Raw genomic sequence first — 15,716 nt, forward strand, 5'->3', positions numbered from 1 at the left:
CTGCATTCACTAGACGTTCTTTTTTTGGAATTATTCGTGGGGATGAACCCTGTACAAAGCCGTATCGGCGAGCCCGAACCCAAATTGACGAAGGGCGACTTAGGTACTTTGAATACATAATTCAAAAGTAACTTATATACTCAAAATTAGGATTTAATTACTTCATCTAATGAAAACTCCCGGCAGTAAAGCAAAGCGGTTACGCCTCAACCGTAAGCCCATCCCCGATTGGAATCGTTACTACCGAGTGAGTTGCTTTGAAACTAAGTACCCAAACGAAACGGGACTGAGCAATTTAGAAACCAACCCATCAGCTAGACGGTCCGCCCGTGACTCCCGGCTCGGGGAACAGCCCTTTAAAGTCATGGGCGGACTGGACATTCCTGCGCCTGATCCGCTTCCTGATTGTGTGGCCTTAGGGTCTAACACTAGGGGATATGGGGCCTCCGGGGTTCTGATTTCACCCCGGGTGGTGTTGTCTGCAGCCCATGCGGCAGCCTATTCTGACTTCGTCTTTTTTGGTGACGATGTCCATCGTGGCGGGAAAGTAATGAAGGTAATTAACCGGCGTATCCATCAGCAGTTTAACCCGAACACCTACGAAAATGATTTGATGGTCCTGTTACTGGAACACCCCGTGCCGGTCCTGCCGAGAGTCATCGCCAGCACTTTCCTTACCGACGGCGCCAGCGCCGGGCTGGTGGCCGGCTTTGGATACAATGATGTTGCGGGCACGGCCGGCTTTGGGAAAAAGCGACTGGGACACGTTCCCATTGTATCCAACGGCTGCGTGGGCGTGAAGAATGGCATTGCCGATGCGCAGCAGTACCGCTGCTTCAGGAACAAAGAAATGGTGGCGATCCACCCGCAAGGTATGGTAGACGCGTGTACCGGCGACAGCGGCGGCCCTTTTTACACGAGGGATCCGCAAGGAAATTTGTTGCTCAGCGGCGTAACCTCGAGAAACGTGGGAGATGCCAGCAGGCCGTGCGGAGACGGAACGGTGTACGTGCGGGTCGACCGGTATTTCGCCTGGATAAGCCAATTTCTACCCCACGCCTAATTGCTACCAAGGCCATGAAAACACTTTTACTGCGAGCCGCCTGCGGATTCACGCTTATTATGAACCCCTGGGCACAAAAATGCGCTGCCCAGGTTCCCCATCTTGGGTTACGACCGCCCAGCACCAAGACTCAAGACCCTGGCGGCGCCCCCTTGTCCTTGCCGGCCACCAGCCCCTGGATCGTCGCCGGGGCCCAATTGGGGTATAAATTCGCGGGAAACGACGATTTTGCCGATGGCTTGGTTGCCTCCGGCAGGGCGCAGTTTTACGCCCTTGATTTTGTTGGCCAGGCCGCAGGGCTAAGTTTGCCCCTGATAGGCAACATCTCTAAGTTAACAACCAACGCAAAGAACACCGATCCTGATCGAGTCATCTCGGAGCTGCTAACCACTAGCCAGGGACTCAATTTCGGGCTTTACCCGTGCTATGAAATGAATCAGGGATCAAAGATTGCTACCCGGTTCACCTTATACGGCTCCGGCGTTTACAAACTCAATACCGCCCGGGCAACGGCAGATTCCAGCTTGGTGTACTTGAACCAAGGCCGCTTCTCGATGGGCCTGGGCGTGGACGTTTTTCCGAAAGAAAAGGCCAACGAGATGAACCTGCCGCTCAGCTTCTCGGTCGAGCCCGTGGTCACGGTGGTGAAGCGCAAGGATTACGAGCGGGTCACCGGCTTCACCAACAAAAACCTGTTCAGCTTGGAATTGACCGGGGTCTTACCCATTGGCCGAAATACGGGACTACTTGCCCAAATGGCCGTGGCCGATCAAGGCCCCACCGTGTGGCGGGTTGGCCTTCTCATCGTTACCGGCAGCGGGACCGGCACCGGCAACCAACCCGGGGCCAACGGGGGGCACGAGAAAAAACCGTGGGAAACCGGCAAACAGGGCGGCGCCCCGGCAACGGAAGGCACTCAATATCTTTCCGCCATTGTAAAAGGCCGGGTGGTGAACGCAACCGGCGCAGTGCTCAAAGCACAACCGCTAAGCATCATCCCCCACGTTGACCCAACGGATTTGACAACTTACTCCGGAACCGCAATTACAAATTTAAGCGGCAACGAAGTGGTGACTGATGCTAACGGGGAGTTCACAACTACAATTATCATAAAGGATGAACAGTACGCAGACAAAGCCCGCGATATCTACCTGCACATTTTGAACAGCGACAAAGCAGAGCTGAAATTCAAGCCCAATTTTGTGAAGTTTACCGTCAACAAAGATGGGATTCCCCCGAAAAACTCAGTAGCAGACCTCGGGAACATAAGCGCTCTGTGAATAGGGGCCACCTTTCCCTTTCAGGTGGACTTAGTAGGACGCGGAACTCTTGTGCGTGCGGGCTAATGCAGGCAACTCACTACGAGGCATTGTTATGGGGAGAAGCGCCCGGTCAAGAAGACTGTCTAGGCAATCAGCAAACCCTGTTCGGGGATGCTTCGCCGCGGACAAGGCAGTGAGCGTGGCTGGATTTTCCACTATAGTCGGTGGTTCTCCGGTTGATCCGGCATCGCACAACTCGGCCCTGTTTCCAAGGTTGGCGTATTGAAAGGGGACGTTGAAAACTGCGATAGCTAACCCGGGTGAATTTAGATTAGACCGCCATCCGCCGTACGGCGCCAGCTAAAGCCCAAAACGGGGTTTGCCGGATAGGAGTTACCACGTAGCGGCGTACTCAGGCCGAGCTCGTTTCCGGGCTCGGTCGCAGGGTTCTGCAATGGTTGGACTATGGGCTAATTGTCCACGCCTGGAAAAGGACGCACTTAAATCTATTCTGGGGTAAGAGATTAGGGTTGCTTGCGCACAGTCGCCTTGACCTAGCAAAAGCCATTAAGCCCAGCGATGGAGAGAAGGCGATTAAGCGCGTCACTTCCTCTTTCCGGAAGCCGGAGGGACTTGCCGCCGTACTTAATGCAAAGCAGCATCGGCCAAGGGCCTCAGGAACTGGTCGCTCAGCTACCTCTAAATCCCCCGTTTCGTTACGGCCGCTTGGCGGCGGTTGGGCGCCGAGGTAAAGAGAGCAGGACTGAGTGTTCCGGGCTCATCAACCTAGGGCGGGTTGTCAAGTGCCTACGCCCGGCTTGTCTTCAGTTGGGAAATGCCTGGCACTGCGCCCTGCAGACTTATTCAATCAACCAGTACGGCCCGGTCGGGCTGCCTATGCTCTCTGATCCTGCCTTTCTGTGGCGGATTCCGTATATTGCCAGAAGGGAAACCAAGCTACGGTAAGCGGCTCACACATAGTGAACATAAACGCGTTACCGGGGGTTTATTCAGCAAAGCCTAGAATCAATATGCCATGTTAGCAAAGCCAAATAAATCGGTCTTTCAAGGCCGGGTGCGAGCAATCCGCTCGGAGGAGGACGGCTGGGGAGCGAACATTGATTTGGTCGTGACTAAGAACGAGTCGCCGATCTTGGAGCGGGATTTTTTACGTCCGGCTCCGGGCTCGGTGGTGACCGTATTCGCTGCTAACCCGGCTAAAATTCAGGTCGGTGAGTCCCTGCGAGTCCACGCCAACCTCACCGCGGGCCCTTTTGGGGGGCGCGCCGTGGCGGAATCGCTCACTCGCGTGTAAGCGAGATCAGACTTCAGCGATCAGACTTCAATGGTGAAAGTTGCCTTTCCCTGGCGCGCTGAGTAAGCAATGCCCCGAAAGCTTATTCCCGACGCCGCGCCCATGTTCACGCGCGTGGACGGCACCGTATTGTCGTCGATCGCGGTGACCTTTTTGGTGCCGGGAAACAAATCGCCGGCGTCCCCGCTGTTTCGGTTGTATTCAAGGTCTCGTTTGCCGTCCGCTTGCACCAAAGCGACTTGGTAGCCCAAGGGGTTGTTGTTGCTGGATTGCGTCTCGTCGATGTGCCAGATGGCCAGGCCGGCCCCGGGCAAGGCGGCGTCCTGGCCGGTTTTTTGACGGCACTCCACCAAAAAATATTCTGGCCCTTTCTTTTTATTCGGCCACACTTGGTAACAGGCTGCAGGGTCCTCGGCCAAGGGCCTCAACTCGATCGCCATCGGGTGCTGCACCGGCTGCGGTTTGAGCCAGCCCAGCTTGGCGAGGCACCAGCAACTCATGCGCACGGGGTGGTCGCCCTGGCCGCCCCATGAGCCCCCCGCCATCAGGCACCAGTCCCCGATTCCATGGGAACGGTAGCTGCTGTCGTATAAATCCGGTAAGCCCAACACGTGGCCAAATTCGTGGGCAAAAACCCCAACGTGACCGTCCTCCGGTTCAGTGGAGTAAGCGAACACCTTGATTCCGTTGTGTTCAAAGGCGGTCGGCAGCACCCACTTGTGCGACCAAATCTTGTGCGGCCGCAGGTTGGGGTCGGCTTCGGCTTCTGCGCCTCCGCCGGCGTGAATCAAAAAGACGCCATCGACGTAGCCGTCGTGATTCAAGTCAAATCGATTCAGCGTATCGGTTTGACAGTAGACGTCTAATACGTCCTTAAGCAAGCCCGGGGTGTTTTGGGGGAAGTTCTCGCCCGTGCCGCTTTGCCCATTGGTGTAATGGCTGTAGGGGCGCGGGGCCCGGATATACCCGATCACCTCGCCGGTCACCGTGAGCACCCCGCCGGAGAGCTGGGCGTAATAGGACGCCATGGAATCGGGGTTCTGGGCGTCGAAGAGCAGGGCCTGGAAGTCCGCCTTAGGCCGGACGCCCGGGTTGTCGCTGAAATCAACCATCAGCGCTAGGGCGTGCATGGTGCGTTGTTTGCTCTTAGTTCCCAGCCGCACCATTTCCGTCGGCGCCGATAAGCTCGCCGGGGCCCGGGAAACGGATTCCTCCAATGCATAAAAAACGCCGTCGTTAAAGCCAATGGTGCGCAAAGAGTCCGTGGACAGGAGGCCCATCGCGGTTGCGAGACGAATGTCGCCCAGGGAGAGCGCCCGTTGCTCTTTGACTTCTTGCCGGATGCTGCGAACAACGTCCGGAGCCGCAACGCAGGCGGTTGGCCCGATCAGGTAATCGAAGGGTAAATCAGCGGTTGTCATTGTGGTTTTGCGGGGGGTATAGTGCTTGATGGAGACAAACTGGCCTTTGCGTCTCCCCGGCGCCGACCGTCTCTGCTCGGAGAGCAAAATGATCACAAAGCCGCTCGTTAATCTCTGGTAGCCGAATCTTGGGGTGGATATGACCAAATAGTTAGTAACTGTTTGTTGAAACTAAATACTAGCTTTTTAGCCACTTGTCAATAGTGCCAGGAGACAAGTACATATTTGATGATCCTTGGAGTAACCCATATTGACAAACAAGGAGAAGTATGCAGTCGACTAGGTTAAGAAATGGCTATGTTTAGTCCTTTGCCATTCAGAATTCTTTCACCAAGCTTTGATAAAATTGATGCAAGCATCAGGTACTATTGAATAGGCATGCGATTTGGCCTAAAAATGAAATAATGTTCAAAAATTGCTTTAGATCATTTTTAGTGCATCAGTGCTGGCACTGAATATTATGCAGTGGAGCAAAAGTATTGCACGGTACAAGGGCCAGCACCGACAATTAGTACGGCCCATGTAACAACTCGCAGCTGCCGTCCTGCGACCTGAGCAGCTGGCTCATGGCCATTAACGGCTTCAATCTAGTGGTCTCTGGTGCCACGGATAGTTACCGGAAAGACACGTGAATTAGCGCTGAATAAGACCTTAGAGTAGGCCAGTGTCCTTCGACAGAAAAGAACTTCGCTCTGCAACTCGGGCCGATTATAACCTGAATTAATAAAATCTTCTCCGGCAGGATGAGCATGTCCCAAAAATCCCTCCTACTCGTAATGAGGAGCGTTACCGGCTTAGCGACCTCAGCGTGCGGTGTGGTCGGATCAATCGGTTGCAGGCTGCGTCGGGGATTGCTATTTCAGTCTGATCTCACATTCTGCCTCACGGCTAACCATAAACAAGTAGGCTTAAGGGACTAACTGCCCAACGGTCGCCCACGGTAATGGGGTTGCTGAATCTGCCCCGGATTCAGTGCTGGCACTGATGCGGGGCATTGTCTGCGCCCATTGCTTTGGCTTATCATGCGCAGCCCATTCCCTGATGCCATATGAAATATTGGTCCCCTTTGTTAGCTTGTGCACTTCTGCCGGCTTGCCAACAGGAAAAACCGTCATCGGAAGTAAAGCAGCCGGACCGTGACCGGTCAGTTCAGGGCGTTGTTCCATCTGTGGAGGAGACTGCCACCGAGGACACGACACACCTGCCTTATCCGGACGACACGGGTCATGGCGCAGATGGACAAGCAGCCCTTACAACCGAGTGGCCAAAGCCCGACAGCTTCACCCCGGAACAGTTAGAGAAGTTAACAGAAGCGTTGCGTCTGGCAAACCGCCTCATCAAGGACCCGCTGTTCGCCGGGGTCCTCCGGGATTTACAGGATCGCGGCCAGATTGATTGGCGGGCTCCTGGCACGAAGCGCCGCTATAGCCGATTGCCTCAGGACCAGTGGGCACGCCCCACGGCATACATCATGGAACAGTTTATCCAGAAGCAGCTCAACCCGATAACAGATTTCAGGCCTTACCGGTGGGCCCCCGGCTCCGATGTTACCGGATCATCCACCTGCGTTGCCGACCCAAAGATCAACGTAAACCTGATCATGAACCGCTCTCTGGGAAACATTGCCGGGACCATCATTCACGAACGGGTGCATACCTTCTGCCAGCGCCACACCTGCAACTGCCCGGAGGAAAATCAGTGCGACCTGGCCTATCAGGCCGGCAGTCTGGCCCGAGCGATAAATCTGTATCGCGCCAACGGATCAAGACCCGTCAGCCTTCGACGCCATAAACTTTGTGCGGCATTAAAAGCCAGATTAGAGGCCCGCCGGTTGGCTTCTTAACCGACGGCTCTGCTCAGGAGTCAGCTAATTCCTGTTAAAATAATTGATTTTTCAACGGCCATCAGGAGATATAACACCCCGGCCATAACGTCTCGACCCTATGCCCGCCGTATTTCCTTCCATCTGGGGCAGCCCCCACTTCCTTGACCACAGCACCGGGCTGCAGGTACCCCTGGGTTCAGCCGGCATTGGCGAGGTGAAATCCATTTCCTTCGATTCTGCAGGGTATGGGCTGCTATCCGGCAAACCCGGCTTGGTCACCACCTGGATGGGTACCCTGAACATTCCGCTGCTGCAGCCCTTAACCCAGCCCATTGCGCTTATGCTGGACCTACGCTTCTTTGTGCTGCAGGCAAAAGGCGGGTACGTGCGGGTGCGTTTCTCAGCACATGGGGCCAAGGAGGTTCAGGATTTTCGGGATCAAAACCCGCCTGAAATGGGGCAGAATGGGTTCATGCGGGTTCTTCGTATTGCACTGCCCGTGGGGTCCACCCATTTTGACTGCCGTTTCGATATAGCGCTTAACCGGCCCGACACCCAGCAGCAAACCCAAGTCAATCTGGACACGGTTGATATCGGGCTCGCGGTTTAGAATTTTCCTGTTGCGGACAACATCTCCCTCTTGCCCAGAGCTAGAGAAAGCCATCGCAGATAGGTTCCGATAATTCTTGCTTATGGCACTTGTAAACTAGTATGAAGAAGATTAGGCAGGTAAACAGGTAGTTCCTGTTTTAGGACTTTGACGGGTCATTAGCAAGTGGAATAGACTGGAGGAGACAGGACGTCCCTGTTTGTTGGAGCCTTAAAGAAAAAAGGCTCAAATAGCTTTCCAGCGGGTATTTCAGTAATGCTGGTGAAATGCTCACCACTATAAAAAGGGCTTGTCAGACGGCTTTTCACAAATAAGTACACTATGGTATTACTGATTAATTTACCCTTTAGCAAATCCATCCAAATTTTACGTCGCTACCGCCTGGGGGCATCGTGACCATGGCCATTGTGACTATGCCGTTCTTATTCGAAGGAAAAAAGAGGCGTTTGCAAGCGGAGCAGGGCATCAAGGAGTTAAAAAAGCATTGCGATACAGTTCTGGTAATATTCAATGACCGACTGCCCGAAATTTATGGCAACCTGACGATGAGTGCTGCCTTTGCCAAGGCCGATGCCGTGATGTCTATTGCGACCCAGGCAATCACCGGAATCATTGCGGCTAAAGGCGATGTACATGTTGACTTTGAAGATGTGAAATTTGTCTTGAAAGGAGGAGGTGCCGCTGTAATAGGCAGCAGTGTAACTGCGGGCGAAAACCGTGCTCAACGTGCGGCTGAGGAAGCCCTCAATTCTCCCTTGCTGGATGACACCAATATTCAAGGAGCCCAAAGAATCTTACTCTCCATCATGTCAGGACCCGAACTTGAGTTGGACATGGACGAGTTGGTGCAAATCACGGAGTTCATTCAAGAAAAAGCTGGGGAAGACGCTGAAACGATTTTCGGGCACAGTATTGATGAAACGCTGGGCGCGTCAATTCGAGTGACCATCATTGCATCAGGCTTTCCAAATGCAAAAGATGAGTTTCTCGACGCCTCTACAGCATCCGTACAGGTTGACCATGCTAACTCGCAGTTGCTAATGGACAACCTGCCTGCTACGCCTATTCATGTGCAGGACAATAAGAAACATCATTTGCAACTGGTATTTTCTGCCGCGGCAACCGGTAAAGCAAAGGACCTTTCAGTACTGCCCATGGAAGATGGACAAGATACATTGTACCAAACTGCCTGGGCCAACAACAAAGGGTGGTTTTCTGCAGGCTTTGGACCTTTTCGCCGCTTTACTAATGGCGATGCAGAATACCACAAACTATTCGATGGAGAGCAACACAAGCGGCTAGCTGCTCATTTATCGCTTTTTAGGGAAAATGTTGCTTTGGTCGAGGCGCTAAACTGGTTAAAGCAACTCAAGTTCAGTAGTTTGGATTCCCACGGTTCCACTTTTCTTAACCTGCTCATCGCTTTCATCAACCAGCCTGACTTTCTTCCAAATGGTACCCGTCTGGTTGAAGTCTCCTCCAAAGGCGTATTTTTCGAGGATGCTAATAATGCCCGAATTAGTCTTGATGAGCTAAGTGATGGCTTTCGGTCGGTCCTAAGCCTAGCCTTTGAGTTGCTTCGTCAGCTAGAGAGCCAATACGAGGAGGAAGTATTCGAAACCGTGCCCGTGGCCGGACAGCCGGACTTAATTCGAGTTCAAATACCCGGAATTGTCTTAATTGATGAAATTGATGCGCATTTGCACCCCATCTGGCAAAAGCGAGTGGGCTACTGGCTAATCTAACACTTTCCGCTGATGCAGTTCTTTGTGACCACCCATAGTCCCTTGGTCTGCCACGCTGCTGAATACGGGTCGGTCTATCGGTTGCCTCGCCCAGGAGCGGATGACGAGGGTGGCATGGTATCGGGTACGGAATTGAAGCGCTTGATTTATGGAAATGTATTAGAAGCCTATAGCACCGAAGTCTTTGGCCTCGTTTCCACCCAATCGGCATCGGGACAACAAAAAACGCATCAATTAACGGCGTTGAACGAAAAAGCGTTGAATCACCACTTGTCAGCCGAAGAAAAACAAGCACGTGATGAATTGCGGGCAGTGCTACCAATAAGTGACTCCGAAGAATTCATTAAGAAGCTTTTAGGTGACTTATGATTCGGCTTACAACTCCCCTTGGTTTAAACAGCACGGACGAGCTAGCACTTCAGACCATTCAACAGGTAGTTGACAGTGGCTCCGATTATGCTACGCAAGTTGAACTAGCTGCTCAAAAATGGAAGACCAAGCCGGTCGCCCTCTTTCAACGAGTGAGGCAAGCACTTGAAAGCACTTGTTTAGGAGCTTTACGTTGTAGCTATTGCGAGGACTCCATGGCGGATGAAATCGAACACATCCGACCCAAAAGTTGGTTTCCTGAGCAAACGTTTGATGCGGCCAACCACCTCTTTGCTTGCGGGCCTTGCAATGGACCTAAGAATAATAGCAACGCTACCGTAAATTCCTTCGGACAGTTACTACTGGCACATCGCGCAAGGAACTCTCCGCCAGTACCTCCGCCAACAGGCCAGAAGCGCTTCTGCATCCGTGGCACGACGAGCCATTAAATTTTTTCTTTTTAGATCTAACCAACACGTTTGAGTTCAAACCGCGCCAATTCCTTAATCCTCAAGAAATGGCGCGTGCTCTTTACACACTTCAAGTCCTAAACACAAATAAAGACCCCTTACTAAAAGCGCGTAAAGGAGCTTTTCATGATTTTGCTGGCCGCTTGAAAAGCTATTATCTGGCTTGCCAAAACAATGTTTCCTTACCGCATTTGCATCTAATGAGGGATGAACTGCTTCGCAAACAGCATATTACTGTCTGGCGTGAAATGCAACGCCAGTCCACTAGCCTCTCTCTACCAACCCCACTTTTTCAACTGGTTCCAGGTGCTGAAAGCTGGTAGAGCAGCGGGAGTCCAAAGCACAAGTAACTGTCAAGTAATTATACTATAAACCTTTATTGCTAGGTGCTGCAGTTCAAACGGTAGGTGTTTTGACTGTTGGAAAGCCCCAAAGAAAATACCCATTGCGCGCCGGTAGCGATGCCGTGGTTAGGGGTTGCGGAGTGTATGCCTGTTTCCCCTAGCGGAAGTCGCTATTTGCGTCAACTAGAAAAGACCTGTTCTTTTAGGCATAGGGCGAAGAAAAGGCTAAATATGGCAGATTGAGAAGGGAACAATGGGGACATCAAGCTACGAAAAACCATAAGCATCTTAACGTGCCTACCGAAGAAGTGCTAGGACTGGATGACTGACCAGTTAGGGCTGATTAATAATGGCCTTACAAAAAGGGCCCGGCTGCATAGTCGGGCCCTTTTTGTAAGGCCATGCCGCAAGAAGCTCGTCGGCGCCGGTCATCAGCAGCTTAAAGGATGCTAGAAAGTATAATTTGCAATTACAATTAGCAAAGCGTTGAAAACTAAAAATAGTGTCTATGTTTGCCACTATAAAAAACAAGATGGCAAATTTGTCTTTAGATGGAATTTTTGATAAATCTCGCCGAATACGGCCATTGGAAAGGCACTCCTCAGGAGGCATGCCGTGAAGTAGCCATTCTAGTGAATCAACTGTTCCCGAGCGTAGTTGCTCCCACCGAACGGGTAATGCGCGACTGGCGTAGCGAGGGATTACTCACACGTAGCGGTCATAAATTCAGCGGCCGCAACATTTTAGAAGCAGTCTACGTGGCTCATCAACGCACCCTTCAGCTGAGTGTAAGTACTATCAATTTGGTGATGAGTGGATTATCTGATAACGATCTTTGCCAACAGCTGCTTTCACCGGCTGCTCCCCTAGTGGAAGTTGACCCAATCCGGGTGGAGAAAGCCGTAGTGCTATTGGCCCACGGGGTTCTGAGGCAGTTCCAGGCAATTCGGGAGGGGAAAACCGTTGGTATCAGCGCCGATATTCCCCTGCCCTTGCGACAAGCCCAGGCGCATTTCGCCCGCTTTGCTTTCGAGCAAGGACAAGCCGATACCTTCGCCAGTGTCCACGAGGTACTGGCTTGTTGTACCCGGCCACTGGCGGAATGGGCCCCTGCGGTAGTACGGCAAGACAACCGGTTTGCCAGCGCTGTTCTCTTAGACCCCGCTTACCGGGTGCCCAGCGAGGACTGCGGGGCCATCGCGGAATTAGGTAGCCACGCGGAAGATGTTGTGGAGAAGCAACTCTACCGCCTGTTGATGCAAGCACTGGAGTCGCTGGGTGAAGCGGAACGGGATGCTGCGTACTTACTCGTCCGGGAATTTATTGCCAAGCATCCCCTGGTGACCCGCGAGGAGCTCCGCGAATTGCGTAATAGTCCGCGCTTATCCGCGCAGGTAGCAGAATTCTTTGACTTGGTGTACGAGCCCGCCCACGCCGCCCAGGCGGAAGGCGAATGGGTACGACGCTGTGGCCACTGCAATAGCAACTTGCTGCCCGCCAAAGGCACGTGCACCTTGGCTTCGTGCCACGAAATGCACCACCTGCATCCCTTGGAGGGAGTAGCGGTTCCCACTAAGCAAGCCCTGCTGGCGCGCCCGGAAATCCGCAAATACTGGTGTGACCCCGCGCAAGAGGAGCTACGGCTCTATAACGGGCTCCGGACCTTGTTTGGCGATACGGTCCAGCTATACCCCCACCAAGACCGCTGTGACGTTGCCATTGGGGATGACATCGGTATCGACGTCAAGGACTATCAGGACCCGGTGAGTTTGGCCCGGAAGCTAAACCATAGCCTCGGCGGCTTACGCTTGTATCCCCGTAAAATTCTGGCCGTGGCTACCCGTCGAGCGGGGCAAGCTCAGTATCTGGACCGGCTACGGGAACAGCTTTTACCACCCTTACGCCGCACCCTGCAAGTACTCAGCGTGGACCAAGTGTTGAAAATACTAAAAGAGGAACAACGCCATGGGTAAGAAAAAAGCGCCCATTACCGCCACCAGCTACCCCGTTTGGCGTAGGCAGGAAAGTATTCAGTGGGGCTGTGTGCTCATGGAGATGCTGGGGGAAACCACCCTTGAATTTTTAACCCTGCTGCTTAGTGGCGCCCGCGCGCCCGAAACGGGTTATCAAACGGCGGGACACCTGCGGGCAATCCACAATGCCCGGCAGCTGGTCGGACCGCTGGTCACCCGGCGGGCCGTGCAAAAAGCTGTTCGTGACCTTCAGACTCAAGCCAGCAAGCAAGGCTACGACCTGAGTTTTCTCATCGATGCGCAGACTTTGGCTTTCGAGCGCGCGCCGGGGCAGGATGTTCGGATTGCTGAAGCCCACACCCGGCTGGGGGCTCCCTCCGTTCGTTCCCGGCACGGTTTGCGGCTGGCCGTCCCGGGCGATGCGGTCGTGCGCCTGCACGAAGACACGGACCCAGTCAACCTGTCGCTTCGCCTAACCGGCTTCACAGTTGAGCCCCCGAGCCAGCACGACTTGCAACGTCAACCCCATACTGCCTTATCGGTCAGCCTCGAAGAGTTACGTCAGACGGCAGCCCGGCTTGACGAATTAGATCAGGAAAATACCAGCCGTTGGAAGGCCGAAAACTGGGTCTCTCGCTTGAATAAGATACGCCTGCAGCTTAGTCAGACAACGGGGCTGGTCGACTCGACCCAACTTGATTTAGCGGGCCTGAAGCACCTAATCGGGTTACCCGGAGCCGGGAAGACTACGCTTATTTCGCTAGTGTGCGCCCATTTAGCTGGCTTGAATAAGCGGATTGCCGTCTTCTTCACCAGCATCGAAACGGCCCGGGGATACTTGGAGAAACTCACGCGCTACCACGTCAGCACGGCCCTGCTCGTTGGCCGCTCCACGGAAACCCACCGGCGGCACAGCGACGGGCTAGCGGAACTGATTGCCACGCAGGGCCACGCCGGGCTTGGTGAGACTCGTACGGGCACCGACCTGTTAGCCCAAACGTGTCCGTTGCCCGCTTTCGCCGTCGATGAGGCGGCGGCCTGGGCCGAGTGGCGGCCCACGGAAGCGCCCTGCGAAAGCCTTTATGAGTCAGACTCGCCTAAAACGCGCCGTCTGTGTCCCTTGTGGAGCCAGTGCGGACGGGTCAAGAACCAGCGCGCGCTGGTTTCGGCCAATGTCTGGCTGGGGCACGTGCGCAGCGCCGATACGCCCGTGCCCGCGCACACCAGCGCCGAGCGCCTGCAATATTTTGAATTGCTGGGCACCACTTTCGACCTGGTAATCGTCGACGAAGTGGACGAGAGCCAAGCGGTGCTCGACGACCTCGGGGCGCTGACGCTGGAACTCGGCGGCACCCCCGAAAGTATTCACATCCAGGCCCAGCGCGTCACGGGGCAAGCCCTCACCGGGGCCCTGCCTTTCCGCGACCAGCAGCTGCTCTATCCGCATAATTACGCCGCCAATACCTTCGAGCGCCACCTGATTCGCTTCTACGAGGAAGTGTATTCGCTGGAAGACAAGACGCGGCGGGAGCTGGAAAACCGTCTGCTGACGACCAACTACCTCATCCGGCAGGCGGTGCTCCTAGCCAGGCCAACCTTAAAAAGCGAGTACCGCAGTGCCCTCTACGCATTTTGGGACAGTGCCCTCTACACGGCTTTTTTTCGCGATAAAAAGCCTTGGGCGCAGGCAGAAGAACTAGCGGCCCCCTTGGGATTAAGCGCGCCAGAGGCCCTGGACCGGTGGCAGCGGTTGGTACAGGCGTTCGGGAATTACCTGCATGCCCTCGCCGACGAGGACGATGTCGAGGGGGCCGTGCAGGAGCTGACCACGCATTTTGCCCACCTTATTGCTCCCGGCAAGCGCGAACTGTTAGCGCCTTGGGCGCGGCTACTGGTCGCGGTGAGCTTTACGGTCGCTGCCTACCAGAAACTTGCGCGGATTACCCGTCCGCTGGCGCATTATGGGATTCTGCCCGATGCGGCCGTTAGCAGTGATGCCAGTAAGGCCTTGCGGCGGCTGGTGCCCCGCAGTTTGTTAGGTACTTTTAGTAGCGTGCGGTACCGGGAGCGCGAAGACCGGGATGGTATCGTGATGGACTACCTGGTGCTGGACAGCACGCCCCGGCTGCTGCTGCACCGGCTGCACGAACTCGGCACCAACGTTCTGTTAGCCAGCGCGACTTCCTGGATGCCGGACAGCTCGGCTTACCACGTCAACGTCACCCCCACGTACGTGCTCAGCCCCCGCCCACAAACCGACATTGATGTTAAGCTCACCTACGCGCCTATCCGCCTGCCCACGCGGGACGAAGCCCTACGGTTCAGTGGCGGCGGCAAGCTGCAACTGGAAAACCTACGCCTGATGGCCGAATGGCTGTCTACTAAAAAAATCGCCGGCCACTCGGCCCTGGAGCGCTCGGCCCGGGCACTGCGCACCGAAGCGGGCCGGGACCGGAAGTGCGCCCTAGTCGTCAACTCCTACGCCCAAGTGCAACTGGTGGTTCGCCAGATTGTCCGGACTAACCCTGCCCTGGCGGCGCGGACCCGTGGCGTAGTCAAGCGACCACCCGAAGGGGCCGGGGCCGCGGAGCATTACGTGCTGCGCGGCCAGGTAGAAACGTTAGGGTACGATGACGAAGCGTTGATTATCGTGTTCCCGATGACGGCGCTGGGGCGGGGTGTCAACATCGTTTTCAGCACCGACGACGAAGACGACGGGGCCGCCGCCATCGGCAGCGTCTATTTCTTGACCCGTCCACACCCCGTCGCCGGTGACTTGAAGCTGATGTTGTCAAGCATTGCTCAGGAGACGGAGGCGTTTGACCGCCTGGTTTACCCCGCGAGCAGCCTGCGGGAAATCAACGACGTGTACCTGCGTGACCGCCGCGCGTTGCACACGCGCGTGATGCGCCTGCTCACGCGGCCCCAGAGCGCCAGCCTGTTGCCCCCGGATTTTCTTGCGCCCTTCAGCGCCAACCTACTCATTCCGGTTTTACAAACCATCGGCCGGGCAATCCGCAAAAGCCGGCCAGCCGAGGTCTACTTCGTGGATGCGGCCTGGGCTCCTAAGAGCGCACAGGGGGAGGCGGACAATGAAAAAACCAGCGTGCTGGTAACCATGCGCAATCTCTTGCGCAAGTACCTGACTGACCCGGACCCGGCCCGACGGGCGGTGCTGGAAGCGCTCTACGGACCTTTTGGGCGCGCTTTCGAGGACATTGCCGCGCTGCAGACGGACGGGCCGGACCTCCCGGATGACGAAGACCCTGATTTTTTCACTTCCAGTACGCTCGATGATTCGGGTGACCTGGACTAATCG

At 54.9% G+C, this 15,716-nt stretch carries 10 protein-coding genes; 9 read left to right on the plus strand and 1 reads right to left on the minus strand.

What is annotated here, in order from left to right:
• Positions 1-169 precede the first annotated feature (169 nt).
• Together BMZ66_RS22135 and BMZ66_RS22140 are read left to right on the plus strand one after the other, a co-directional pair.
• A complete protein-coding gene (locus tag BMZ66_RS22135) occupies positions 170-1,063 on the plus strand; it encodes a S1 family peptidase (RefSeq protein WP_092678545.1) in 894 nt (297 codons plus the stop codon).
• A 14-nt stretch (positions 1,064-1,077) separates the two neighbouring features.
• The gene (locus BMZ66_RS22140) at positions 1,078-2,343 is read left to right on the plus strand and encodes a hypothetical protein (RefSeq protein ID WP_143080357.1); all 1,266 of its coding nucleotides are present in this window, start codon (positions 1,078-1,080) and stop codon (positions 2,341-2,343) included.
• Positions 2,344-3,660: 1,317 nt separating this feature from the next.
• Here BMZ66_RS22140 and BMZ66_RS22150 read toward each other — a convergent pair.
• Entirely contained in the window at positions 3,661-5,208 is a 1,548-nt protein-coding gene (locus BMZ66_RS22150) for a M6 family metalloprotease domain-containing protein (protein ID WP_143080358.1), read from the minus strand.
• A 901-nt stretch (positions 5,209-6,109) separates the two neighbouring features.
• Between BMZ66_RS22150 and BMZ66_RS22155 the strand changes: the two genes are divergently transcribed.
• The 7 genes from BMZ66_RS22155 to BMZ66_RS22185 all read left to right on the plus strand — a co-directional run bounded on the left by BMZ66_RS22155 (position 6,110) and on the right by BMZ66_RS22185 (position 15,713).
• Positions 6,110-6,904 carry a hypothetical protein gene (locus BMZ66_RS22155; RefSeq protein ID WP_143080359.1) on the plus strand — a complete coding sequence of 265 codons (795 nt, stop codon included), beginning with the start codon at positions 6,110-6,112 and terminating at the stop codon, positions 6,902-6,904.
• 100 nt (positions 6,905-7,004) lie between these two features.
• Positions 7,005-7,496 (plus strand): hypothetical protein, encoded by a 492-nt coding sequence (locus BMZ66_RS22160; RefSeq protein WP_092678555.1) that lies wholly within the window; start codon positions 7,005-7,007, stop codon positions 7,494-7,496.
• Positions 7,497-7,894: 398 nt separating this feature from the next.
• Positions 7,895-9,241: an AAA family ATPase gene (locus BMZ66_RS26485; RefSeq protein ID WP_369407613.1), complete on the plus strand. Its 1,347-nt coding sequence runs from the start codon at positions 7,895-7,897 to the stop codon at positions 9,239-9,241.
• A 12-nt stretch (positions 9,242-9,253) separates the two neighbouring features.
• Positions 9,254-9,610 carry a hypothetical protein gene (locus BMZ66_RS25880; RefSeq protein WP_214607052.1) on the plus strand — a complete coding sequence of 119 codons (357 nt, stop codon included), beginning with the start codon at positions 9,254-9,256 and terminating at the stop codon, positions 9,608-9,610.
• A 517-nt stretch (positions 9,611-10,127) separates the two neighbouring features.
• Entirely contained in the window at positions 10,128-10,403 is a 276-nt protein-coding gene (locus tag BMZ66_RS25290; protein ID WP_143080360.1) for a hypothetical protein, read from the plus strand.
• Positions 10,404-11,293: 890 nt separating this feature from the next.
• The gene (locus BMZ66_RS22180; protein WP_143080361.1) at positions 11,294-12,397 is read left to right on the plus strand and encodes a restriction endonuclease-related protein; all 1,104 of its coding nucleotides are present in this window, start codon (positions 11,294-11,296) and stop codon (positions 12,395-12,397) included.
• Positions 12,390-15,713 carry a pPIWI_RE_Z domain-containing protein gene (locus BMZ66_RS22185; RefSeq protein ID WP_092678561.1) on the plus strand — a complete coding sequence of 1,108 codons (3,324 nt, stop codon included), beginning with the start codon at positions 12,390-12,392 and terminating at the stop codon, positions 15,711-15,713. Before BMZ66_RS22180 ends, BMZ66_RS22185 begins: the two co-directional genes overlap by 8 nt.
• Positions 15,714-15,716: the final 3 nt, after the last annotated feature.

It is taken from the genome of Hymenobacter arizonensis, from assembly GCF_900115775.1.
Taxonomy (GTDB): domain Bacteria; phylum Bacteroidota; class Bacteroidia; order Cytophagales; family Hymenobacteraceae; genus Hymenobacter; species Hymenobacter arizonensis.

Coding starts and splice junctions, on each gene's coding strand:
- BMZ66_RS22135 (WP_092678545.1), top strand. CDS start 170: ATGAAAACTCCCGGCAGTAAAGCAAAGCGGTTACGCCTCAACCGTAAG.
- BMZ66_RS22140 (WP_143080357.1), top strand. CDS start 1,078: ATGAAAACACTTTTACTGCGAGCCGCCTGCGGATTCACGCTTATTATG.
- BMZ66_RS22155 (WP_143080359.1), top strand. CDS start 6,110: ATGAAATATTGGTCCCCTTTGTTAGCTTGTGCACTTCTGCCGGCTTGC.
- BMZ66_RS22160 (WP_092678555.1), top strand. CDS start 7,005: ATGCCCGCCGTATTTCCTTCCATCTGGGGCAGCCCCCACTTCCTTGAC.
- BMZ66_RS26485 (WP_369407613.1), top strand. CDS start 7,895: ATGGCCATTGTGACTATGCCGTTCTTATTCGAAGGAAAAAAGAGGCGT.
- BMZ66_RS25880 (WP_214607052.1), top strand. CDS start 9,254: ATGCAGTTCTTTGTGACCACCCATAGTCCCTTGGTCTGCCACGCTGCT.
- BMZ66_RS25290 (WP_143080360.1), top strand. CDS start 10,128: ATGGCGCGTGCTCTTTACACACTTCAAGTCCTAAACACAAATAAAGAC.
- BMZ66_RS22185 (WP_092678561.1), top strand. CDS start 12,390: ATGGGTAAGAAAAAAGCGCCCATTACCGCCACCAGCTACCCCGTTTGG.